We start from the raw sequence: 21457 nt of genomic DNA on the forward strand, positions 1-21457 counted from the left end.
CCCAAGCCCTGACAACCCGGAGAGCCCACCCCCCGACTGCCGGGCTGGCCGCTCTGTCTCCCGGCCAGCGCCCGTTTCGGGCATGGTGGGGCCATGCCGCCTGTTGAGCCCGACGTGAATCCTCCAGTCTCCGACACGCCCCCACCTGCTGGGGCCGCCGTGAAGGCCGAGAAGCCCTCGCTGATGGCCCGCTTCAAGACGCTGCTGCTGGAGTACGGGCCGCTGGCGCTGGTGATGAACTACCTCATCTTCGGTCTGGTCATCGTCGGCTTCTACGCGGCCATCCAGATGGGCTTCCAGCCGGACAGCACGGGCGCGAAGGCCGGCTCGTGGGCGGCGGCCTACGCGGCATCGCAGGTGGTGAAGCCCCTGCGGCTGGCCGCCGTGTTCATGCTCACGCCGCTCGTCGCCCGGATACCTCCGGTGGCGCGCTTCATCGAGCGCAACAAGCACAAGTGGAGCTTCTGAGGCGACCGGCGGCACCGGAGCGAGTCCGGGCCGCCACGCCCTGACGACGGGGCCCCGTTCAGAAGTTGGGGACGCGGAAGTCCTTGATGACGCCCATGTGCTGCATGCTGGAGGCGCCGCTGTCGCCGGACAGCGCCGGGGCAATCTCCGAGATGGGCGTGTAGACGCGGCTGTCGAGCACCAGCCCGTTGGGGAAGGTGCTGGAGCTGCTGGGGCCCTGGATGACGGTGGCCTGCTGGTACTGGCGCAGGTCCGCGTCCACCAGCACGTTGTCATAGGGCTTCGTCCTACCCGCGTTGGTGCCCTCCCTGCCGTTCTTGTCCGCCGGATGCGGGCCGGTGGTGACGGTCACCTGCCGGAAGGTGGTGAAGCACGCCTCGGTACGCGTGTCCGTGTTGAAGTCGCCGCCAATGACCAGGTAGTCCCCCTCGGGGATTTCCGCCTTGATGCGGTTGACGAGGCTGGTGGCCTCGGCGTTGCGGTCGCTGGCGCTGGAGGTGAGCAGGTGCACGCTCACCGCCCAGAGGTCACGCGGACCGGGGATGTCGATGCGCGCCCAGGCGAAGTCCCGGTTGGAGACCCTCGGGTCGGGCCACTCGCCGGACGCGATGATGGGCCAGCGGCTGATGATGCCGTTGGGGATCTGCGCTCCGGTCTCCCGGTAGTAGTGGAAGCCGGTGCCGACCTGGTCCACCAGCGAGCGGATGCCCGCGCTGTAGTCGAACTCCTGGATGAGGACGATGTCCGGCTTCACGCCCTTCATCAGCCGGATGCCGTGGCCGGGGTCGTAGTCCTGGCCGTTCCCGCTGGTGAGGTTGGCCGCCATGACGCGGATGTCCGTGTAGCCGGTGTCGACGCCAGCGTCGGTGCCCGCATCCGTGCCCGCGTCGGTCCCCGCGTCCCTGCCCGTCCCCGCGTCCGTGCCGGCATCGGAGCCGCTCCCCGCGTCGGTGACGGGGCCGGCATCGCCCGCCGTGCCTCCATCCTCATCGGACGAGCCGGCATCACCCTTCGGGTCGCCCCCATCCGACTCCTCGTTCGCGCCCGCGTCCGGGGTGCCCGCGTCGAGCGCCTCGCACACCTCGGCGGGCACGCAGTAGCCGCCACCGAGGGCGTCCGCCTCCGCCGCGCAGCACGCCGCCTCCGACTGCCCGCACGTGCCCTGCGGCTCACACGGCCGCACGCAAATGGCGCGGTCATAGTGCGCGATGAAGCGGCAGACCTCGCCCTGCGCGCAGGTGCCCGCGTCACCCGTGAGGTCGCAGTCCGTCCACAGCACGCCCCCATCCGTCAGGGGCAGCGGGACCTGGGGCTGGGGCTTCCCGTCATCCCCGCAGGCCAACGACAGAAGGGTCAGCGACAGCGCCGCCCCCACGAGGTAGGAAAACGTCTTCTTCATGTGCGCGCCCGGTGTCTGGTCGTCGGAGGGGGGTAGACGGACCGCCCGCGCCAGGGCGCGAACGACGGCGGAAGTATAGGACCTTACAATGTGGCAGTCTTGTGACTTACCGCTCGGCTACACGTTTACACCCATAAACTTTGTGTCACAACTTTCCCGGGTCGTGACAGTCCTGCAATCGCTGGCGGTATGAACGACCCGGCGTCACGGGTTGTGGCTCGACAGGAGGCCAGGGAGCATGGACGCGAAGCCGGGGGTGACGGTGCGCTTCTACGGGGCGCTGAACGACTTCCTGCCGCCGGAGCGCCGTGGGCAGGAGTTCCACCACGTGACGCAGGGCAGCCCCTCAGTGAAGGACCTCATCGAGTCGCTCGGGCCGCCGCACCCGGAGGTGGACGTGGTGCTGGTGGACGGCGAGGCGGTGGACTTCGCGCACCGGGTGCGGCCCGGCTCCCGCGTCGCGGTGTATCCGCCCTTCCATGCGCTGGACGTGACGCCCGTCACCCGCGTGGGGCCGCCGCCGCAGGACGCGCCCCGCTTCGTGCTGGATGTGGGGCTGGGGCGGCTGGTGGGCTTCCTGCGGATGCTCGGCTTCGACTCGCTCTGGCGCAACGACTACGCGGACGACGAGCTGGCGCGCGTGTCCCATGACGAGGACCGCATCCTGCTCACGCGGGACCTCGGCGTGCTCAAGCGGGGCGAGGTGCTGCGCGGCTACTTCCCCCGCTCCACCGACCCGGCGCACCAGCTGGTGGAGGTGGTGCGCCGCTTCGGCCTCACCGCGCGCATGCACCCCTTCACCCGGTGCCTGGCGTGCAACGGCCCGCTCTCCTCCGCCGAGCCCCACGAGGTCCAGGACCGCGTCCCCGAGCGCGTCACCGAGCGTCACTCGCGCTTCCAGCAGTGCGCCGACTGCCGCCGCGTCTTCTGGGCCGGCACCCACCAGCAGCGCATGCAGGCCCTCATCGACAAGCTGAGGGATTTGGAGCGCGCGGAGTAACGCCCACCCCCGCCCACTTCGCACCACCGGGGAGTCCTCCTCGGGGAGCCCTCGGGAAGCCGGCACCGCCGCCCCGTGGCACCCGGGGGCTCCACCGCCTGCACGTTGCAAGGTCGTGACACTCCCCGCACCCTGCGGGTTCGCTTCACGTCCAGTGCTACGCAATTTTTGCGAAGTCACGGGAGACTTCTTGTCACCCTCTCGACTTTCGGGATTCAGTCTTTCCGGGCAGTTGGAATCTTACAATCCAGGCACACGAATTGCTCCTGGAACCACCACCCCGTCCCCCCGCGGGGAAAGGTGCTGAGGAGCTGGAGACATGGTGCTTCGGACTGCTGCGCGGCGACGGAAAGCCAGAGGCTTCACGCTGCTGCTGGCCATGGGTCTCGTCACGCTGGTGACGATGTCGGTGCTCATCAGCTACACGGTGGTGTCGCGCGAGGCGGACACCCAGGGCGACAGCCGCCGGCAGAAGGAAGCGTTCTTCGCCGCCGAGGCGGGCCTGGCCGAGGGCCGCGAAGCGCTGCGCCTGCGGCTGGGTGACCGCCAGACGTACAGCAACGTGCTCGGCTCGCTGGGCGGCCCCGTCAACGAGCCGGGCCTCGCGGGTGCTTCGCCCCCCTGGTACGAGGTGCTGCGCGGTCCCAGCGCCGACGGCTGGAACTACCTGCGCCTCACGCCGGAGACGATGACGGCCGCGGAGCTGTCCAGCGCGGACGGCGAGGCGTACGCCGACTACCCGGCCCAGAGCAACGTGCGCTACCGCGTCTTCGTCCGGGACGACCTGGACGACCCCAACGGCTCCAGCGACAGCAACGGCCAGGTGTGGGTCATCGCCGTGGGCGAGGTGCTGAACGCCGGGGGCCGCCCCACGCGCGCCATCGTCCAGGCGCTCGTCACCAACGAGAACGCCCCGGCCGCCGGCGGCCCCGGCTGCGTCAACCGCGGCTGCGGCCCGGACAGCACCTTCAACAACACCACGGACCAGCGGCCCCCCGACACCTCGTTCGTGCGGACCTTCTAGACCTCTTCTCCCTCGTCATTCCCCCCTCCGAGTCCTCATGAAACGTTCGTCCCTGCTGGCATTGCTGCTGCTGCCGGCCCTGAGCCAGGCGGAAGATGCCGGCGCGCGCGCCTTCGACCAGGCCTGCGCGCGCTGCCACCCGGCGAGCCCCACCCCGTCGTCCCAGGCCGCCCCGAGCGGCGCGAAGCCCGGCCTCCAGCTCGACGCCGTGCTGCGCGGCCGCACGCCCGAGCAGCTGCGCGCGTGGCTCGAGGCGCCCCAGAAGGTCCGCCCGGAGGCCCGCTGCGACACGCGAGTGCTGGCCCCGGGCGAGCTGGACGCCGTCCTCAGCTATCTCGCCACCCGCGCCCAGCCGCCCCCGCCGCCCCGCGAGGACGTGCTGCGGCAGCAGCTCCAGAAGGAGCTCGCCGAGCGCCGCGCTCGCAAGCAGCGCCCGGCGTCGGGCGGCCCCTCGCTCCAGTACCGGGGGAACCCATGAAGCGCGCGTTGAACCCCGCTCTCGCGGCGCTCACCCTGCTGGCCGCCCCGCTCGCGCTGGCGCAGACGCAGACGCAGCAGCCCGCGCCCATGTGCAAGGACCTGCTGGCGGAGGACCGTCAGCCCGACTTCAGCAGCGCCTCGCTGCACCTCGACGCGTCCACCCTGCGGCTCACCCCGGAGCAGCCGCCGCGCCTGAAGCTCGACACCGGCCTCAAGGTGCTCGACCCCGAGCGCATCGTCTTCCCGTTCGACCAGCGCGTCACCATCAGCTACGTGTACGAGTCCGCCGTCGCCTCGCACGCGCTCGGGTACATGTACCTGGATGACGTGAAGGCGCGGGGCTACCTCAACAACGACGGCACGCTCGCCGACAGCAACACCAACGGCATCCTCGACCTGCACGAGGACCTCTACAACCTGGCGCCCCCGGACGGCGACAAGACCCGCCCGTACATCGGCCTCAGCCGCCGCTGCTCGCGCACGTTCACCTCCGGCAACCTGACGTACAGCCAGCCCGACCTGGGCATGAAGTCCACCTGCGGCAGCGTGTTCTCCTCCCAGGTGTCGCTGGTGGACGCGCGGCCGGGGCAGACGAACAACAACATCAAGGCGGACGTGGTGGGCACGCCCCTGCGCGCCTCGGAGAGCTCCACCACCAACGCGGGCGCCAGCGACTTCTCCGACAACGGCCTCTTCAGCCACATCCCCAACCTGCTGGAGCCGCCCTCGCTGAGCAACGGCAACCTGGGCCTGGGGAAGATGGTCTTCCTGCTCACCGACGACGACGGCCTCACGGACACGTACGGCAAGCTGGCGCCCGTCTCGGACACCGATTGGATGGACAACGGCGTGCCGGACTACGACACGTCCGCGTACGACTCGCGCGGCCTGCCCCGCGCCACCAACCCGGACCCGGGCGTCACCGCCTATGACCGCACCGTGGACCTGGGCACCATCCGCGGCGACAAGGAAATCGTCTTCTTCCTCATCGTCTTCTACGACACCCGCCACGGCCCCAACGAGGGCACCTCGTACCCGTGCCTGAAGCAGGACGGCGCGGGCAAGTGCCTGTTGCACCTGCGCTCGCCCATCCAGGTCTACTTCTCCAAGGCCGCGTGGAACCTGGACCAGAACTTCCTCAACGGCGTCGTGGCCGAGCGCAACATCGGCTGCGGGTATGACTCGCGCTGCAATCCGGAAGCCCCCGGCGACTACTCCTGCCTCGTCAAGGGCACCACCAAGAAGCTGTGCGGCTGGCTGGACGGCCCGAAGGAGGACGAGGGCACCACGCTGTACCGCCTGCTCAACGACGCGGCCTACGGCAACCTGGACATGCCCAAGGAGGGGGTGACGGTGCCGCGGCCCTCCGGCGTGCGCAACCCCATGCCGCACGTCATCATGGGCGCCCCCACCACGGACCCCTTCCGCTGGATTCTCGGCTTCGAGGACCTCAGCGGCGGCGGCGACCGCGACTTCAACGACGTGGTGTTCGTCATCAACAAGCAGAACGGCGGCAGCACGCGCTCGGACATCGTGTCCAAGGACATCCCGGTGGAGGCCGCCGAGGACTTCGTCATCACCAAGGTGCGCTTCAAGCGCCAGGACGACATGGCGCCCGCGCCGCGCACCTGCGCCAAGGGCGCGCCCTGCTGGACGGAGGAGTCCGGCTTCGCCGGCGCCTGCACGCCCGAGGGCGGCCAGCTCCCCTCCATCCGCTACTCGGTGGCGGTGGACTGCCGCACCTGCGCCAACGGCACGTGCACGAACAACCCCACCCCCAACTGGATTCCGGTGGAGTTCCCCAACACCTCGCCGCCCACGCAGCAGGTGGAGCTGGACATGCTGGCCATGGGCATCACCGGCTCGCAGCTGTGCTGGAAGGTGGACGTCACCAGCCCCAACGAGCGGTGCCGGCCCATCATCGACAACGTCGACGTGGGCTACCAGGCCGTGCGCGCCGGCAGCTACGCGCGCGCCTCGCCCTCCACGCTGGGCAACGCCATCGTCTGGGGCGTGAACGAGACGCCCGGCAGCGCCTGGGGCCGCAGCTGGCCCACGTCCGGCCTGCCCGCCCCGGCGACGCGCGCGTACGACGCCCGCAAGGACTACTCGCTGCGCGGCCGGCTCTACTTCCGCTCCCTCTATGACCCGGAGAGCCCCAACGTCACCCACCCCGTGGAGCGCTGGGAGTCCGGCCGGGTCATGGCGCTCGCCTTCGGCGACGGCGCCAACCCGATGAGCCGCAGGCTGTACACGCTCGACGCGACGGGCGCGCGCACCACCGTCATCGCCGAGACGGAGGACGCCGACAGCGCCAGCCCCCTCTTCCCGGACGCGCTCTGCGACCAGTTCGCGGATGACCGCTACCTCTACGACCTCAACAACGACGGGGTGTGCGGCACGCCCTCCATCACCACGCCCGACAAGCGCGTGACGGGCGTCACCAACGACCGCAACTTCCTGCGCGAGTGGCTGTACGGGTGGGAGGACCACTACGCCCCGGGTGCCTCCAACGTGAAGCGCCCCTGGCCCATGGGCGGCATCAACCTGTCCACCGTGGCCGTGTCGGTGCCGCCGTACCTGGACACCTGGGCGCAGAACACGCGCTCCGAGGAGCGCGACGAGTACCGCAAGAACTTCCTGGAGCCGCTGGCGGACCGGCCCACCGTGGCCTTCGTGGGCACGATGAACGGCTTCCTCCACGCCTTCGACGCGGGCCAGTTCACCCACGAGACGAAGGACGAGTGCGCGGCCGGGGCGCAGCTGCGCGGCTACTTCGAGCCGTCCGGCGCGTGCGCCACGCCCACGCCGCGCGAGTACGGCACCGGCCAGGAGCAGTTCGCGTACCTGCCGCGCCTCCTGCTGGAGCGCTACCGCAACCTGTACGTGCAGTTCCCCGGCTCGGGAGACTTGCCGCGGCCCCAGGTGGATGCCTCTCCCGTCCTGGCCAACGTGGACTTCGGCATCCCCAACAAGCCCGCGTGGACGCGCGCCACCACCGCGTCGAAGACGCAGGGGGCCAAGACGGTGCTCGTCTCCGCGACGGGCAAGGGCAGCCCCGCCCTCTTCGCGCTCGACGTCACCCACCCCGCGGACGCCTGGTACCCGCTGCCGCTGTGGGAGTTCAACCTGAAGGACGCGGCCATCGACCTGGCGTTCAACACCGCGAGGAACGCGAACCCGCAGGTGGTGTTCCCGGACAACTCCGGCTCGCGCCACGCGCCGTCGGTGGCGCGGCTCGCCTGGGGCAGCGGCTCGCCCATGTGGACGGCCGTCGTGGGCACCGACTACGTGCCGTCCGCGCCGACGCGCGCGGGCGCCATCTACCTCATCGACATGAAGACGGGCCGCCCGCTGAACTACGGCGACACCGCCGCGGGCGGCATGGCCGGCATCATCACCCTGGATACGGGCTCCGGCGTGGCCGCGGAGAGCGCGCTGGTGGACCTGAACCAGGACGGCAGCTACGACGTGATGTACGTCCCCACCACGTCCGGCGGCGTGTACCGCGTCAACCTGGACCGGGTGGACGTCACCGCGCCGCTGGGCCGCAAGGTGCGCACGTGCAAGGTGGCCAGCGCGCCGGTGGCCCTGGCCGAGCACCCCGACGCGGCCCAGGGCCAGGACACCACCTTCCAGCAGCTCTACTCCAACCTGGGTGTGAAGGTGCTGCGCGACAGCGGCCGCCCGGTGGTGCAGTTCTACTTCGGCACCGGCGACAACCCGGACGAGTACGCCGACGGCCCGGCGGACCGGAGCAACTACCGCTACCACCTGCTGGGCTTCGAGGACAGGGACCCCGCCGGCGACCAGGGCTGCGAGCTGCTGGACCCGCTGTGGGTGCAGCCGCTGGACCCCGCGCAGACGGTGTGGGGCGGCGTGGCGCTGTCGCAGGACCGCGTCTTCGCCACCACCGCCGTCGGCCGGGCCGCGGACATCTGCAACCTGAGCGAGACGCAGAGCGGCCAGCTCTACGAGCGGCCCCTGACGCCGGATGGCGTGCTCAAGGGCGTGCCGCTGGCCGGGCACGGCATCAACGCGCCGGTGGTGCATGACCAGCACGTGTTCGCGCTCACCGCCACCGGGCAGATGAAGATGGTGGGCGGCGACACCTGGAACAACGGCACGTCCAACTCGTCGTCGGCCCGCTCGCGCGTGCTCATCTACGAGCCGATTCCGGACGGGAGGATGCCCAAGTGAGCCGCCAGCGGACCCGCCAGTCCCGGGGCATCACCCTCATCGAGGTGATGGTGAGCATCGTCATCCTGATGATGGGCATCACCGCCGCGCTGATGGTGGTGCGGAAGACCGCCCAGTCCAACCGCCGCACCCTCACCGCGCTGCAGGCGCAGCTCATCGCCGAGCAGACGCTGGAGGACATCACCGCCATGGGCTGCTCCCCCACCCCGCCCTGCGGCAACCTGGCCGCGCAGGACCGGCGCCGCTACACGGTGTGGCAGACGGCCGCGGGCGAGCTGCGCCAGACGCAGCCTCCCGAGGGCGTCGTCGCCCGCGAGTACGAGGTGGCGGTGGACGTGGACAGCGGGGCGATTCCAGGCTCCATCGAGTCCGGCTCGGCGGGCGCGCCCGCGGTGAACCGGGACCTCGTGAGTGGCGTGGCGGGCTCGACGGGCAACGTCGCCAACGTGCGCGTGTCGGTGAGCTGGGTGGAGGCGGAAGCGCGGGCGGGCCGGCAGGTGGTGGTGCTGCAGACGCGGGTGTCGCCATGAGACAGACGGCTTCCTTCCGACGGGGCTTCACGCTGCTGGAGATGACTATCTCCGCGGCCATCGGCGCGGTCGTGCTCGCCATCACGTTGACGGGCATCGTCCAGCTGCAGCGGCGGGCCGCCTTCGAGGAGCAGACGATGATGGCCCAGGTCACCGGGCGGGCGGTGAAGGACCTGCTCGCCACGGACCTGCAGCGCGCGGGGCTGGGCATGGGCAACACGCCCATCACCTTCGCGGACGGAGACCTGCGCTTCGCCATCCAGGCGTGGACCGAGCCGGACCTGTCGGTGAACATGCTGCCGTACTTCGCGGCCGACCCGGCGTTCGCGCTGCCCCCGGCGGGCACGACGTACGAGCACCTGCGCTCGGACGTGCTGCAGCTCTACTGGGGGGACACGCGCTCCATGATTGTGATGGACGCGTGCGGCCAGAAGTCGGTCATCCGCGAGGGCAACTCCTTCACCTTCTGCACCGCGGCCAATCCGCCCACGCTGCTGGACCCGCCCACCGGGCAGCGGACTCCCGCCATCATCGTGAACCCGCGGGGCAACGTGGCGTGTCACCTGGAAATCTCGCGGGTGATGGCGAGCTCCAGCAAGTTCAACGCGAACCCGGGGAGCGCCATCGGCAACACGGGCACTCCGCCGTGCGGCGACCCGGACAGCCCCGTCTGGGCGGACACGGGCTGGGTGACGCTGCGCACGCAGGGGGCGTCCTACCGGGTGAACTGGGCGGGCGGCACGCCGGCCCTGGAGTTCCAGGCGCCGGGCACCCCCACGTGGACGGTGGTGAGCCGGGACGTGGAGCGGATGAAGGTGCGTCAGGCGGTCATCGACCTGGCGGCGCCGCTGGCCGAGTACCGGTGGTTCCCGGACCCGGCCGAGGGCCGGCCCGCGATTGACCGGTGCACGCGGGCGACGTGCTCGGCGGACACGGGGAGCACCCCGTCCTCGGATACCGAGCTGCGGCGGATGCTGCAGCAGCGGGTGCGCGAGGTGGAGGTCACCCTGGTGGTGCGGACGCGGCGCGCGGACGTCACGGTGCCGAGGCCGGGGGTGGCCGTCGCGTACGACGAGGAGGGCTTTCCGGTGGATGGCTTCAAGCGGCGGACGTTCACCTTCCGGGTGACGCCGCGAAACTTCTCGGCGGGTGGCCTGCAGGGGACGCAGCCGGGAGGGACGGGGACATGAGGCACGGGCGGGGAATGACGTTGATCGAGCTGTCGGTGGCGCTGGCGATTGCCGGCGTGCTCATCAGCCTGGCGCTGGTGAGCTTCCAGCGGGGCATCGACCGGCAGCGCGAGAGCGAGGCGGTGCGGGAGCTGGCGTCCTTCGCGCTGCGCGCGCGGCAGCGGGCGATGGCCACCAACCAGCCGGTGCGGCTGGTGGTGGAGCCGAACGTGCAGAGACTGGACGGGACGGTGCGCACGGTGGCCCGGTGGGAGCGGCTGCGGTGTGACAACGCCTGGGACAACGACGTCTGCCCGCAGACGACCTGCACGAACACCACGTGCCGCGCGAACCCGGCGTGCTGCGACGAGGTGGGGCCGGAGCTGGTGCTGCCGACGTCCATGAACGCGGCGTCGGTGCATGGGCTGTGCTACCTGCCGGGCACGGGCCGCCCGGTGCGGCCGGGGAACCTGGGCTGCATGAGGGGCATGCTCGACAACACGACGGCGTTGAACGCCGCCATCCCGGGCAACCTCCGCGTCAACTTCAACTCGGGCCGGGCGCGCAGCCTGCTCATGGTGGAAGGGGTGACGGGGCTGGTGAACGTGCTGGACTGCGACTCCCAGGCGGCGGCGGCACGGCCGGTGGCGGAGTGCCGGAACTGACGCGGGGACCGGCTCTCACCGGAACTCGTCGACGATGTAAACACCGGCGCTGGAGGCATCGAGGATGGCGGTCCCGGGCTTGGAATCCGGCCGCTTGCGAAGCTGACCAAACCCGAGCCGGGCCACCGCGCAGATGGGAATCTTGTTCCCTCCGCGCACGGGATGGGCCTCGTAGTACCGGATGACCGCTTGTGGCCCGCTGGTCCAGACGCGCCCGTAGAGCCGGGAAGGGGAATCAATCAGCCCGAGGTCGCTGCTGAGCACACTCTCGATGGGGCCTTCGTACAGCGTGATGTCCGGAGCCCGTGACTGGTTCGCATCGAGCTGCACGATGGCAGAATCGCCCACGAACAGGCGCAGGTAGCTCATCGCCTTCTTTGCTTCCTCCGGGCACTTCTCGGGTCCGGGTGTTCCATCGGAACGGAGGCGCACCGCTCCCGGCGTCGGAGTCGTGGCACAGCCGGAGGACGTCACGAGGACAATGGCGCTCCACAGGAGCACGAGCCTGCTGGCGATCATGCCCGCGCTCCTACTGTCCAATCAGCTGGTGTTCCAGTGTCATGAAGGCCGTTCGCAGCCCGTCGTGCCGATAGACCTCCAGGAACAGATTCGTCAGCCGCCCTTCTTCCGTGAACTCGCTTCCATCCGTGACGATGGCCACCACTCCGGACGTTCCGGGCGTGAACTCAGGAGCCGTCGACCGGAAGACCGCGGTCCGCACCCGCCCCGTGGAAGGCACGGTGAGATGCACTCGCCGCACGCTCCAGGGTCTCTCCGCATGGAGGTTCTTCACGTTGAAGACGACGGCCGCCTTTCCCTTCCCCCGGAACAGGACAGCGACAATCTCCGCGTCCGGGTCCTTGCTCGACACGGTCTCCTCCGCGGTGAATGGCGTCTGCGCGACGGCTCCCGCTACCAGGAGCGAGGCGAGCGCGTGGTCCTCCGAGGTCTCCTCCTTACGTAGTCGCTCGTTCTCCTCGCGAAGGAGACCGACTTCCTTCTTCATCCTGTCCAGGACGGAAGCCATGGCCCCGTAGCTCTCGGAGTCCCGGAACACATTCACCTGCTGGTCCGGCCTCTGTCCCTCCCCCGCTGGTCTCAAGAGGAATGGAACTTCCGTTCCATCCGCGAGCGTCACGAGGAGGGGCACGCCTTCATCGCTGGCGAGGTCCCGGATGGGCTCCAGGATGACCTTCCGTCCGACCACGCCCAGCGGCTCGAACCGGCCCTCCCAGCCCAGCAATCGCGTCTTGCTCGGGTCCACCGGCTTCTCGAATCGAAGGCTGGTGATGACCTGTCCCACGACGTAGACGCGATGGGTCGCATTGTCCGGATGCTCCGAGAGCAAGAGGATCCGGACATCGTTCTGTTCGCGGTCAGCCGCTAGGGCGGCGGATGCAATCAGGGCGGTAAGCAAGGCGAACCTTCGAGGTAGGGCGCTCCACATGGGAGCCCTCACCTAGCAGGGCGGAGCAATACCTCCCAGCGAGGATGTCCCCGAGGCGTCCACCGACTCAGGTAGGCCCTGTCCTCACATGCCTCTTGCGCCAAATCAGGAAGCCCCACCGCATGGCATGACGCCTGCTTGCTCGCTCATCATATGCCTTGAAGAACGAGCACATCTGCGTCCCGTCCAACAATCCTCATGCGCAGATATCTGCTCAGCCAGATACCCCACTTGCAGCCACCCGCTTTCAATGCGTAGATATCTACCACAGCAGATATCTACGCCCAAGGATACCCTGCCATGCCCAACGACCTCCCTTCTGGCAACCGCTCCCTGAAGTCGTACTTCGGCACCATTGTTTCTGGCGCCGACTTCTGGCCCCGACCGGACATCGTCGAGCCTCTGGTCAGCTCAATGCTGCGCGGGCAGAGCCACACGATGTTCGGCCTGCGTCGCACCGGGAAGTCCTCCATCATGGCCGAGGTCAAGGCGCGGCTGGAGGCCCAGGGCGTCATCGTCTCCCAGATCAACGCCGAGTCCGGGAAGGGCCTCCAGGACGTCTTCGGAGAGTTACTGCGCAACCTGCCCGCGCCCGACCTGAAGGCCAACCTGCTGAAGCACATCGAGCAGGTGCAGACCATCGCCAAGCCCGTAGCGGGGCTGGTCAAGAACTGGCTCGGCGCGGCTCCCGCGAACACCAACGCCCCAGACCGCGATCTGCTGGATTACTGGCCCGCCATTTCACCGATGCTGCTCTCGGCCCTTAAGGCCGAGAAGCGCCACATCGCCCTGCTCGTGGACGAGCTGCCCTTCCTCATCGAGAACACCCTATCGGGAGGAAAGGGCGGTGACGCGAAGCAGGGCCTGGCCACCGCCAAGCAGATTCTCGTCACCCTGCGCGAATGGCGGAATCTCAAGCACGTCTCCATGCTGGTCGCCGGCTCCATTGGGATGCGCGGCCTCGCATTTCGCCACGGGCTCGACCCCGGAGCCTTCAGCGACATGCTGGTGGTGGAGGTGCCCCCGCTGAAACGCGAGAGCGAGGCGGTGCAGATGCTGCGAGCGCTCGTGGCTGGTGCGAACCCTCCGCTTCCGGGATGGACCGAGGAAGCAACGAAGACCCTGCTGGATGAGCTTCCCGACCACTTTCCTGGGTTCATCCAGCTCGGCTTCCAGGCCGTTGCAATGAGTGACTCGCTCGCGCCGGACGACATCCGCCACTGCCTCCGCGAGCGCCTGGAACCGCAACTCCACCATCAGTTCTTCAGCCAGTTCGACAACCGCTTGCGACGGGAGGACACCGCGACTCGCAAGCACCTCACGGCCGCGATCGACTTGGTGGTGGACAGCAGCGCGAAAGATGGACTGCCGCTCGATGCCTTCTACGAGGAGATGGCGCGGCGTGGCTGTGAGATACCTGAGGAGATTGCCTCCATCCTCCGAGAGGATGGCTTCCTGGCCTTCGACCGGGACACACGCACCTTCCACCCGGCCTGCGCCATGGTCGTCGCTTGGCGCAACAGCACTCCTCGCGCGAGGCGCCGCTAATGTCTCAGCTCAAGAAGTTCAATCCGTACGATTTGCCCGAAGAGACGCTGCTGGCAATCTCCACCGGCCGGGAACGGGTGTTGGAGAGCATCCTCGCCACAATCACGCGGAACGCGGAGGGCGGCGCGGTGCAGCACCTGCAGGTCGTCGCTCCGCGTGGCTATGGCAAGTCCTTCTTGATGCGCTTGGTGCAGTCCGCGTTGAAAGCGCGTGCGGCGGAGGGAAAGCCCCCCCCCATCGTCGTCGCTCTCCTCCCGGAAGAGCAGCACAACGTGGACGTGCCCCACCGGCTACTGAACGAGATTCAGCGCGTGCTGGAGAATCGCCCGGCATCAAGCCTGCTCGGTGGCGTCTTCACGGAAACCGACGAAGCCTGGGACGCAGCAGTTGCCGCGCTGGAGTCGACCATCACGCTCTGCCTGCCCGATGGACAAGGCATCGTGGTTGCCATCATCGAAAACTTCGATCAACTCATGAACGAGGTGTTCCGCAAGCCGCGGGACCAATCCCGGCTGCGTGCGCTGCTGACGCGCCCGAGCGGACGGCTGATGCTGCTGGCAACCTCCACGCGCCGAATCGATTCGAGCTACGAGCAGCGACTGTTCCATGCCACCGGGGTGATCGAGCTTATGCCCTGGAAGGAGGACTCCTGCCTCTCCTTCTTCGAGCGGCTACGCGGCCATCGCCAGCAAGGACCGATGTCACAGGAGACGCGTGCAAAGGCTCAGGCTGTCGCGGAGTTCATTGGCGGCTCTCCGCGCATGGCGACAGCACTGGCGGAGGTTCTGGATAGCAACGACTCGTTGAGGGCGGCGGAGGTTCTCGACGGGCTGGTAGACGAGCTCACTCCTTATTACAAGCATCGCATCGAGAGCTTATCTCGCCGCGCCCGCACCGTACTGGATGCTCTGTTACGCATGGGCGAACCGCGAACCCAGAGCGAACTCGCGGTAGAACTTAAATCTACCCAAGCACGTATTGCCGAGCCTTTCAGCGAGTTGCGCTTGCGCGGCGAAGTAACAGGTTTAAAAGCACAGCAGTCCGCAGAGGTGCTGTATCGAGTGGCCGACCGCCTGATGGTTCATTATTACCGCAGGCGTCATCTCGGGGCGAGCCTGCTAGAGGCCATCACGGAGTTCCTAACGGTCTTCTATTCGACTGACGAGAAGCTCATAGAAGCGGGGAGACTGCGCGCACTAGGCCGCACGCAAGAAGCAGCGCACATGGAACGGTTGGTCACTGCAGACAGAATCTCGGGTATGAGCAAGGACTTCAGCCCGAGGGCAACTGGTGGATGGCTGAATCACTTGTGGGAACGCTTGACGCAGTTGAACGCAACAGGACATTTTACTGAGGCAGTCACCATCTGCCAGCAAGCGGTGCATCAGGCAGACTCGTCTGGCGGTAAACTGGAACAGGCGCGTAGCCGACTTTGTCTTGGCTGGTCTCTTGGGGAGATGGGCCGACATACGGAAGCAGTGGACGCGTTCCGCCAAGCCAGCGCTCTCTTCAAAGAAGTTGGCGACCTCATCGGGCAGGCTGCCGCGACTCGTAACCTTGGCTGGTCTCTCGGGGAGATGGGCCGACACACGGAAGCAGTGGAGGTTCTCCGCCAAGCCAGCGCTCTCTTCAAAGAAGTTGGCGATCTCACCGGGCAGGCTACCGCGACTCGTAACCTTGGCTGGTCTCTCAACGAGATGGGCCGACACACGGAAGCAGTGGACGCGTTCCGCCAAGCCAGCGCTCTCTTCAAAGAAGTTGGCGATCTCACCGGGCAGGCTGCTGCGACTCGTAACCTTGGCTGGTCTCTCAACGAGATGGGCCGACACACGGAAGCAGTGGACGCGTTCCGCCAAGCCAGCGCTCTCTTCAAAGAAGCCGGCAATCGTAGTGGGCAGGCTGCCGCAACTCTTAGCATTGGCTGGTCTCTCGGGGAGATGGGCCGACACACGGAAGCAGTGGACGCGTTCCGCCAAGCCAGCGCTCTCTTCAAAGAAGTTGGCGACCTCACTGGGCAGGCTACCGCGACTCGTAACCTTGGCTGGTCTCTCGGCGAGATGAGCCGACACGGGGAAGCAGTGGACGTTCTCCACCAAGCCAGCGCTCTCGCTGAAGAGGCTCGCGATCTCGTTGGACAGACTGCTGCGATTCGTGGCCTTGTTTGGTCGCTCTATAAAATGAACCGCCATGCGGAAGCAGTGGACCTTCTCCACCGAGCCATCGCTCTCGCCGAGCAAATCAACGACACATCAGAAGTCGCCAAGTATTCAATCGTTCTCCTGATATTGGCCATGAAAATTGAGGACGACACACTTCGCGTCATAGCGTGGCAGCGCGCAGTTTTGGCAGCAGAGCAGGCACCAACCGATGACAAGCTGCCAAATATTTCCTTTTGTTTCGGCGAAGCTGCTGCAGCGGCTCTGCGCACTGGGCGTTTTGGCGCAGTTTGGTTGACAACTCCCTCTCTGATAATTGATCACGAGTTTGACCTTCAGCGAGCACAATTCGAAATTGCTGAAACAATCGCAAAGGCAAGCCTGAAGCAAGGCCGTGCCGCGGCTTATGCACTCGCTGCGGATTGGATCGAAGTTCTCTCTCAGGATGCGATTGGACGGACATCGCGCGCTCATCCATCTGGGCCGGATCCCATTACGTTCCTGCGTGGCTCTCTTCCCAGGCTGATACAACAGGTGAGTGACCCTGCCCTGCTACGAGACATCGCTGCCTTGCTCGAACAGCGTCTGCCCTCGGAGACCGCCGCTGACCGCGCGCTTTTGGAAGCCGCCGCGCGGCGAACTGAGCGTCCAAACGACCCGGCAGCCCTGGAGCGTATTGACCCCGACGTCATCACGGCGCTGGAACGCGTGCTTGGCATTGACTCCAAGCCCGCTTCAAAGTCCTCACCCCGCACCAGCAAACGCAGCGGCACCTCTCGGCGCAAGAAGTAGGGCCGGAATCCGCCTAGCGTGACGTCCCGGGCCCCGCGCTGTCACCGCGCGGGGCCCTTCACGACAGGGCACTACGCCGCCAGCGCCTCGCGGCACTTGAGGCACACCTCACCGCCCTGCCCCACGGCCTCCGCGTATGTCCAGCAGCGCGGGCACTTCTCGCCCTTCGCCGGCAGCACCTCGGCCATGACGCGGACGCCCTCGCCGAACACCTGCGCCACGTCCAGCGCCTGCGCCTTCTCGCCCGCCACGTCCGACAGCTCCACCTGGCTGGTGATGAACAGCCCCGGCAGCTCGTCCAGGTGCGGCTTCAGGAAGTCGCGCGCCTTCGCGTCCACCGTCAGCACCACCCGCGCCTCCAGCGACGCGCCAATCCGCTTGTCCCGCCGCGCCGCCTCCAGCACGCCCTGCACCGCGCCGCGCACCGCGAACAGCTTCCCGTACCGCTCCGCCAGCGCCGCATCCATCTTCACCGCCGGCTCCGGGAAGCCCGCCAGGAACACGCTCTCCGACGGGGCCCCCGGCAGGTAGCTCCACGCCTCCTCCGCCGTGAAGCTCATCACCGGAGCCAACAGCCGCAGCAGCACCGACGCCACCTCGTGCAGCACCGTCTGCGCGCTGCGCCGGGCCTGCCCATCCGTCCGCCACGTGTAGAGCCGGTCCTTCAGGATGTCGAAGTACACCGCCGACAAATCCCCGGCGCAGAAGTCCACCACCGTGGCGAACACGAGGTGGAACTCGTAGTCCTCGTACGCCTTGCGCACCCGCGCCACCACCTCCGCCAGTCGGCCCCGCGCCCACTGGTCCAAGGGCAGCAGCTCCGCCGCCGGCACCGCGTGCTTCGCCGGGTCGAAGTCGTACAGGTTGCTCAGCGCGTAGCGCACCGTGTTGCGAATCTTCCGGTAGCTCTCGGACAGGCCCTTGAGAATCTGGTCCGACAGGCGCACGTCGTTGCGGTAGTCGCTCGCCGCCACCCACAGGCGCAGCACCTCCGCGCCGTACTGCTGGATGATCTTCTCCGGCGCGACGGTGTTGCCCACGCTCTTCGACATCTTCTCGCCCTTGCCGTCCACCACGAAGCCGTGCGTCAGGCACGCCTTGTAGGGCGACATGTCGCGAGTCCCCACCGCCACCAACATCGACGAGTGGAACCATCCCCGGTGCTGGTCGCTGCCCTCCAGGAACAGGTCCGCCGGAATCCGCTGCCGCTTCTCCAGCACCGCGGAGAACATGCACGCCGAGTCGAACCACACGTCCAGGATGTCCGTCTCGCGGCGGAACTCCGCCTTGCCGCAGCGCGGGCACTTGAAGTCCGCGGGCAGGAACTCCTTCACGGGCGTGCGGTACCACACGCCCACGCCTTCCTTCTCCACCTGGTCCGCCACCCGCTCCATCAGCTCGGGCGACACCACCGCCTCCTCGCAGCCCTCGCAGTAGGCGATGCAGATGGGCACGCCCCACGTGCGCTGGCGGCTGATGGTCCAGTCCGGCCGCGTCTCCAGCATGCCCCGGATGCGGCTGTGCCCCCACGAGGGCACCCACTGCACCTTGTCCACCTCGTCCAGCACCGCCTGGCGGAACGTCTTCTCCCCGCGGAACGGCTTGTCCAGCGGGATGAACCACTGGTACGTCGCGCTCAGGATGATGGGGTTGTGGCAGCGCCAGCAGTGCGGGTAGCTGTGCGCCACCGTGTCCTTCGCGTCATTCAGCAGCACGCCCCGCTCCACCAGCATGCCGATGATGAGCGGGTTCGCCTCGAACACCTTCTTGCCCGCCAGCGCCTCGCCCACCGTGTCGTCGTAGCGGCCGTCCGGGCGCACCGGGTTGTAGATGTCCAGCCCGTACGCGAGGCCGACCTCGTAGTCCTCCTGGCCGTGTCCCGGCGCCGTGTGCACCAGCCCCGTACCGGCCTCCAGCGTCACGTGCTCGCCCAGCAGCAGGCGCCCGCGCCGCGCGTAGAAGGGGTGCTGGTACGTCAGGTGCTCCAGCTCCTCGCCGGGCGCGTACGCGAGGATGCGCGACGGGTCCACCAGCGCCGCGGCGGACACCTCGCCGCCGGGCAGCTCCACGTGCTTCACCTCCAGCTCGTCCGCCTTCACCTCCGCCAGCACCTTGGGCAAGAGGTCCTTGGCCACGCAGATGACGCGCGAGCCGAGCTGGTAGAAGACGTACTCGAACTCCTTGTTGGCCGCGATGGCCAGGTTCGCCGGCAGCGTCCACGGCGTCGTGGTCCAGATGACGAAGTCGACGTCCTTGCCCTTCAGCGCGGGCACCCGCTCGGCGACTTCAGGGCCGGCGCGGAAGGCCACGTACACGGACGGGGACTCGTGGTTCTCGTACTCGACTTCCGCCTCGGCCAGCGCCGTCTGGTCCGTGAGGCACCAGTACACCGGCTTCTTGCGGCGGTAGAGCATGTCCCGGCGCGCGAAGTTGGCCAGCTCGCGGATCTCCTGCGCCTCGAAGCTGAAGTCGAGCGTCTTGTACGGCTTGTCCCAGGACGCGAAGGTGCCCATGCGCTGGGCCTCGCCGCGCTGGATGTCGATGAACTCCAGCGCGTAGGCGCGGCACGCCTCCAGGAAGGCGTCGCGCGACAGGGTGCGCTTGTCCACCTTCTTGTCCTTGAGGCGCTTCTCCACCGCCTGCTCAATCGGAAGGCCGTGCGTGTCCCAGCCGGGGATGAAGTCGCACAGCCGGCCGGACATGTTCCGGTACTTCACGACGATGTCCTTGAGCACGCGGTTGAGCGCGTGGCCGGCATGCAGGTGGCCGTTGGCGTACGGCGGCCCGTCCGGCAGCACGAAGGGCTCGGCCTTCGCGTTCTTCTCCAGAATCTTCCCCCAGATGCCCCGCTCCGCCCACCAGCCGAGCATCCGCGGCTCGAGCTGCGCGAGGTTCCCCTTCATGGGGAACTCCGTGCGGGGCAGGTTCACCGAGTCCTTGTAGTCCTTCTCCTTCGGGGGCGTGTCGCTCATATCCGAGCGCCCGTAACACGCTCGCCGGACACCTTCAACGCGCACGGAAGGGGCCCGGGACGGCCATGGAGGGAGGGGGCGGAGGCTACCTCGGCTTCATGCCCTTGGTGTCGAGCTGGTACTTCTTCACGAGCCGCTCGATGGACTTGCGGTGCAGGCCGCTCTCCCGCGCGGCGCGGGAGAGGTTTCCCTCACAGCGCGTCAGGACGCTGGTGACGTACTCGCGCTCGAAGTTCTCCAGCAGCTGCTCCTTGGCGTCCTTGAACGAGAGGTGCTCGTTGAAGGGCAGCGGTCCCTCGCGGGCCTGACCGCGCACGCGGGGCGGCAGGTGCGAGGGGAGGATCTCCTCGCCCTCGCTGAAGGTGAGCACGTGCGACACGACGTTCATCAGCTCGCGCACGTTGCCGGGCCACGCGTAGGACATCAGCAGGCCCAGGGCCTCCGCGGAGAAGCGCTTCCTGCCGTGCTTGCCGACGAGCTCCGGGTCCGCTAGCGCCTGCTTGAGGATGAGGGGGATGTCGTCCCGGCGTTGACGCAGCGGTGGCAACTGCACCGTGATGACGGAGAGGCGGAAGTAGAGGTCCTCGCGGAAGTTGCCCGCTTGAATCTCCTTCATGAGGTCGCGGTTGGTGGCGGCGATGACGCGGCAGTCCACCTCGATGACGTCGTTGCCGCCCACGCGGCGCACCTCGTGGTTCTCCAGCACGCGCAACAGCTTGGGCTGCAGGTCCAGGCGCAGCTCGCCCAGCTCGTCCAGGAAGATGGTGCCGCCGTGGGCACGCTCGAAGGCGCCGGGGCGGCTGGACACCGCGCCGGTGAAGGCGCCCTTCTCGTGGCCGAACAGCTCGCTCTCGATGAGGTTGGGGGGAATGGCGCCGCAGTCGAGCACTTCCATGGGGCCCTTGGCGCGGCCGGACAGCTCGTGGATGGCGCGGGCCACCAGCTCCTTCCCGGTGCCCGTCTCGCCCTGGATGATGACGGACACGTCCATGGGGGCGATCTTCTTGATGAGGCCGAAGATCTGCCGCATCTTCATGCTCTGCCCCACCATGCCGCACAGCTCGCTGTCGCGGTCGGGCTCGATGGTGACCTCCTCGTCCAGCGGAGCGAAGGTCAGCATCGAGGAGCCGGCGCGAATCTGCGAGCCGGGGGACAGGTAGGCGCGCTCGATGCGGCGGCCGTCGAGGAAGGTGCCGTTGGTGGAGCCCAGGTCCACCAGCAGGTAGCCGCGCTCGGTGAACTGGATTTCGAAGTGGTGGCGGCTGGCGGTGCGGTCCTCCACCAGCACCAGGTCGTTGCCGGGGTGGGCGCCGCAGCGCAGGCGCTCCTTGTCGCTCACCACGGAGCGGCCGGTGTCGGGGCCGGCGGAGACGGAGAGCCGACATTTGTGGAGCTTGACGGTGGTGCGGGGGTCCACCACGAGCGTCTCGCCCAGGAGGGGAGAGTGGGTCAGGTCCTGTCCGACGTCGCCGGGGCTGGTGTGGATGTCGTCCGGGTGCAGAGGGGGGAAGGGGGGAGCACTCATCTGACGTGAGGATATCAAACGGCACCCACGCGGCCCGCCCTGACGGGTGGTACGTGCTAGGCTCCCACGCCCCGCCCATGTC

General features: G+C 68.0%; 15 protein-coding genes. 10 read left to right on the plus strand and 5 right to left on the minus strand.

Translation table 11 applies throughout. The features are described from left to right. Positions 1-114: 114 nt before the first annotated feature. Complete coding sequence (locus HG543_RS35080; RefSeq protein WP_171818877.1) at positions 115-468, plus strand: hypothetical protein; 354 nt, start codon at positions 115-117, stop codon at positions 466-468. Between the two features lie 58 nt (positions 469-526). On the opposite strand, the gene HG543_RS35085 is transcribed toward HG543_RS35080, so the two are convergent. Beyond that, positions 527-1867 carry an endonuclease/exonuclease/phosphatase family protein gene (locus HG543_RS35085; RefSeq protein WP_169349279.1) on the minus strand — a complete coding sequence of 447 codons (1341 nt, stop codon included), beginning with the start codon at positions 1865-1867 and terminating at the stop codon, positions 527-529. Positions 1868-2105: 238 nt separating this feature from the next. Between HG543_RS35085 and HG543_RS35090 the strand changes: the two genes are divergently transcribed. The 7 genes from HG543_RS35090 to HG543_RS35120 all read left to right on the plus strand — a co-directional run bounded on the left by HG543_RS35090 (position 2106) and on the right by HG543_RS35120 (position 10935). Further along, positions 2106-2867: a Mut7-C RNAse domain-containing protein gene (locus HG543_RS35090; protein WP_169349280.1), complete on the plus strand. Its 762-nt coding sequence runs from the start codon at positions 2106-2108 to the stop codon at positions 2865-2867. Between the two features lie 319 nt (positions 2868-3186). Next, complete coding sequence (locus tag HG543_RS35095) at positions 3187-3891, plus strand: pilus assembly PilX N-terminal domain-containing protein (RefSeq protein ID WP_246357522.1); 705 nt, start codon at positions 3187-3189, stop codon at positions 3889-3891. 37 nt (positions 3892-3928) lie between these two features. Next, positions 3929-4369 carry a c-type cytochrome gene (locus HG543_RS35100; protein WP_169349281.1) on the plus strand — a complete coding sequence of 147 codons (441 nt, stop codon included), beginning with the start codon at positions 3929-3931 and terminating at the stop codon, positions 4367-4369. Further along, complete coding sequence (locus tag HG543_RS35105) at positions 4366-8571, plus strand: DUF4114 domain-containing protein (RefSeq protein WP_169349282.1); 4206 nt, start codon at positions 4366-4368, stop codon at positions 8569-8571. The genes HG543_RS35100 and HG543_RS35105 overlap by 4 nt, the downstream gene beginning before the upstream one ends. Next, on the plus strand, positions 8568-9101 hold the full coding sequence (locus HG543_RS35110) for a prepilin-type N-terminal cleavage/methylation domain-containing protein (protein ID WP_169349283.1): 534 nt from the start codon (positions 8568-8570) through the stop codon (positions 9099-9101). Before HG543_RS35105 ends, HG543_RS35110 begins: the two co-directional genes overlap by 4 nt. Then, the gene (locus HG543_RS35115; protein ID WP_169349284.1) at positions 9098-10291 is read left to right on the plus strand and encodes a PilW family protein; all 1194 of its coding nucleotides are present in this window, start codon (positions 9098-9100) and stop codon (positions 10289-10291) included. The genes HG543_RS35110 and HG543_RS35115 overlap by 4 nt, the downstream gene beginning before the upstream one ends. 14 nt (positions 10292-10305) lie before the next feature. Further along, a complete protein-coding gene (locus HG543_RS35120; protein WP_246357523.1) occupies positions 10306-10935 on the plus strand; it encodes a pilus assembly FimT family protein in 630 nt (209 codons plus the stop codon). Positions 10936-10950: 15 nt separating this feature from the next. Here the strand turns inward: HG543_RS35120 and HG543_RS35125 are convergent, their stop codons facing one another. Next, positions 10951-11454: a hypothetical protein gene (locus HG543_RS35125; protein ID WP_169349286.1), complete on the minus strand. Its 504-nt coding sequence runs from the start codon at positions 11452-11454 to the stop codon at positions 10951-10953. Between the two features lie 10 nt (positions 11455-11464). Next, a complete protein-coding gene (locus tag HG543_RS35130; protein ID WP_343073519.1) occupies positions 11465-12394 on the minus strand; it encodes a DUF2381 family protein in 930 nt (309 codons plus the stop codon). 288 nt (positions 12395-12682) lie between these two features. On the opposite strand from HG543_RS35130, the gene HG543_RS35135 reads away from it, so the two are divergent. Both HG543_RS35135 and HG543_RS35140 read left to right on the plus strand, forming a co-directional pair. After that, positions 12683-13930, plus strand: coding sequence for a hypothetical protein (locus tag HG543_RS35135; RefSeq protein ID WP_169349287.1), 1248 nt, complete (start codon positions 12683-12685; stop codon positions 13928-13930). Next, complete coding sequence (locus tag HG543_RS35140; RefSeq protein WP_169349288.1) at positions 13930-16878, plus strand: tetratricopeptide repeat protein; 2949 nt, start codon at positions 13930-13932, stop codon at positions 16876-16878. The genes HG543_RS35135 and HG543_RS35140 overlap by 1 nt, the downstream gene beginning before the upstream one ends. A gap of 71 nt (positions 16879-16949) precedes the next feature. Here the strand turns inward: HG543_RS35140 and ileS are convergent, their stop codons facing one another. Together ileS and HG543_RS35150 are read right to left on the minus strand one after the other, a co-directional pair. Continuing rightward, entirely contained in the window at positions 16950-19850 is a 2901-nt protein-coding gene (gene ileS / locus HG543_RS35145; protein WP_169349289.1) for an isoleucine--tRNA ligase, read from the minus strand. An 85-nt stretch (positions 19851-19935) separates the two neighbouring features. Further along, positions 19936-21375 (minus strand): sigma 54-interacting transcriptional regulator, encoded by a 1440-nt coding sequence (locus HG543_RS35150; protein ID WP_211194372.1) that lies wholly within the window; start codon positions 21373-21375, stop codon positions 19936-19938. Positions 21376-21457: the final 82 nt, after the last annotated feature.

The sequence above is a fragment of the Pyxidicoccus fallax genome (assembly GCF_012933655.1).
Taxonomy (GTDB): Bacteria; Myxococcota; Myxococcia; order Myxococcales; family Myxococcaceae; genus Myxococcus; species Myxococcus fallax.

Bases quoted from the DNA above. Each gene is read 5' to 3' on its own strand.
- HG543_RS35105 (WP_169349282.1), top strand. From the start codon at position 4,366: ATGAAGCGCGCGTTGAACCCCGCTCTCGCGGCGCTCACCCTGCTGGCC.
- HG543_RS35085 (WP_169349279.1), bottom strand. From the start codon at position 1,867: ATGAAGAAGACGTTTTCCTACCTCGTGGGGGCGGCGCTGTCGCTGACC.
- HG543_RS35120 (WP_246357523.1), top strand. From the start codon at position 10,306: ATGACGTTGATCGAGCTGTCGGTGGCGCTGGCGATTGCCGGCGTGCTC.
- HG543_RS35115 (WP_169349284.1), top strand. From the start codon at position 9,098: ATGAGACAGACGGCTTCCTTCCGACGGGGCTTCACGCTGCTGGAGATG.
- HG543_RS35095 (WP_246357522.1), top strand. From the start codon at position 3,187: ATGGTGCTTCGGACTGCTGCGCGGCGACGGAAAGCCAGAGGCTTCACG.
- HG543_RS35150 (WP_211194372.1), bottom strand. From the start codon at position 21,375: ATGAGTGCTCCCCCCTTCCCCCCTCTGCACCCGGACGACATCCACACC.
- HG543_RS35135 (WP_169349287.1), top strand. From the start codon at position 12,683: ATGCCCAACGACCTCCCTTCTGGCAACCGCTCCCTGAAGTCGTACTTC.
- HG543_RS35090 (WP_169349280.1), top strand. From the start codon at position 2,106: ATGGACGCGAAGCCGGGGGTGACGGTGCGCTTCTACGGGGCGCTGAAC.
- HG543_RS35140 (WP_169349288.1), top strand. From the start codon at position 13,930: ATGTCTCAGCTCAAGAAGTTCAATCCGTACGATTTGCCCGAAGAGACG.
- ileS (WP_169349289.1), bottom strand. From the start codon at position 19,850: ATGAGCGACACGCCCCCGAAGGAGAAGGACTACAAGGACTCGGTGAAC.
- HG543_RS35100 (WP_169349281.1), top strand. From the start codon at position 3,929: ATGAAACGTTCGTCCCTGCTGGCATTGCTGCTGCTGCCGGCCCTGAGC.
- HG543_RS35125 (WP_169349286.1), bottom strand. From the start codon at position 11,454: ATGATCGCCAGCAGGCTCGTGCTCCTGTGGAGCGCCATTGTCCTCGTG.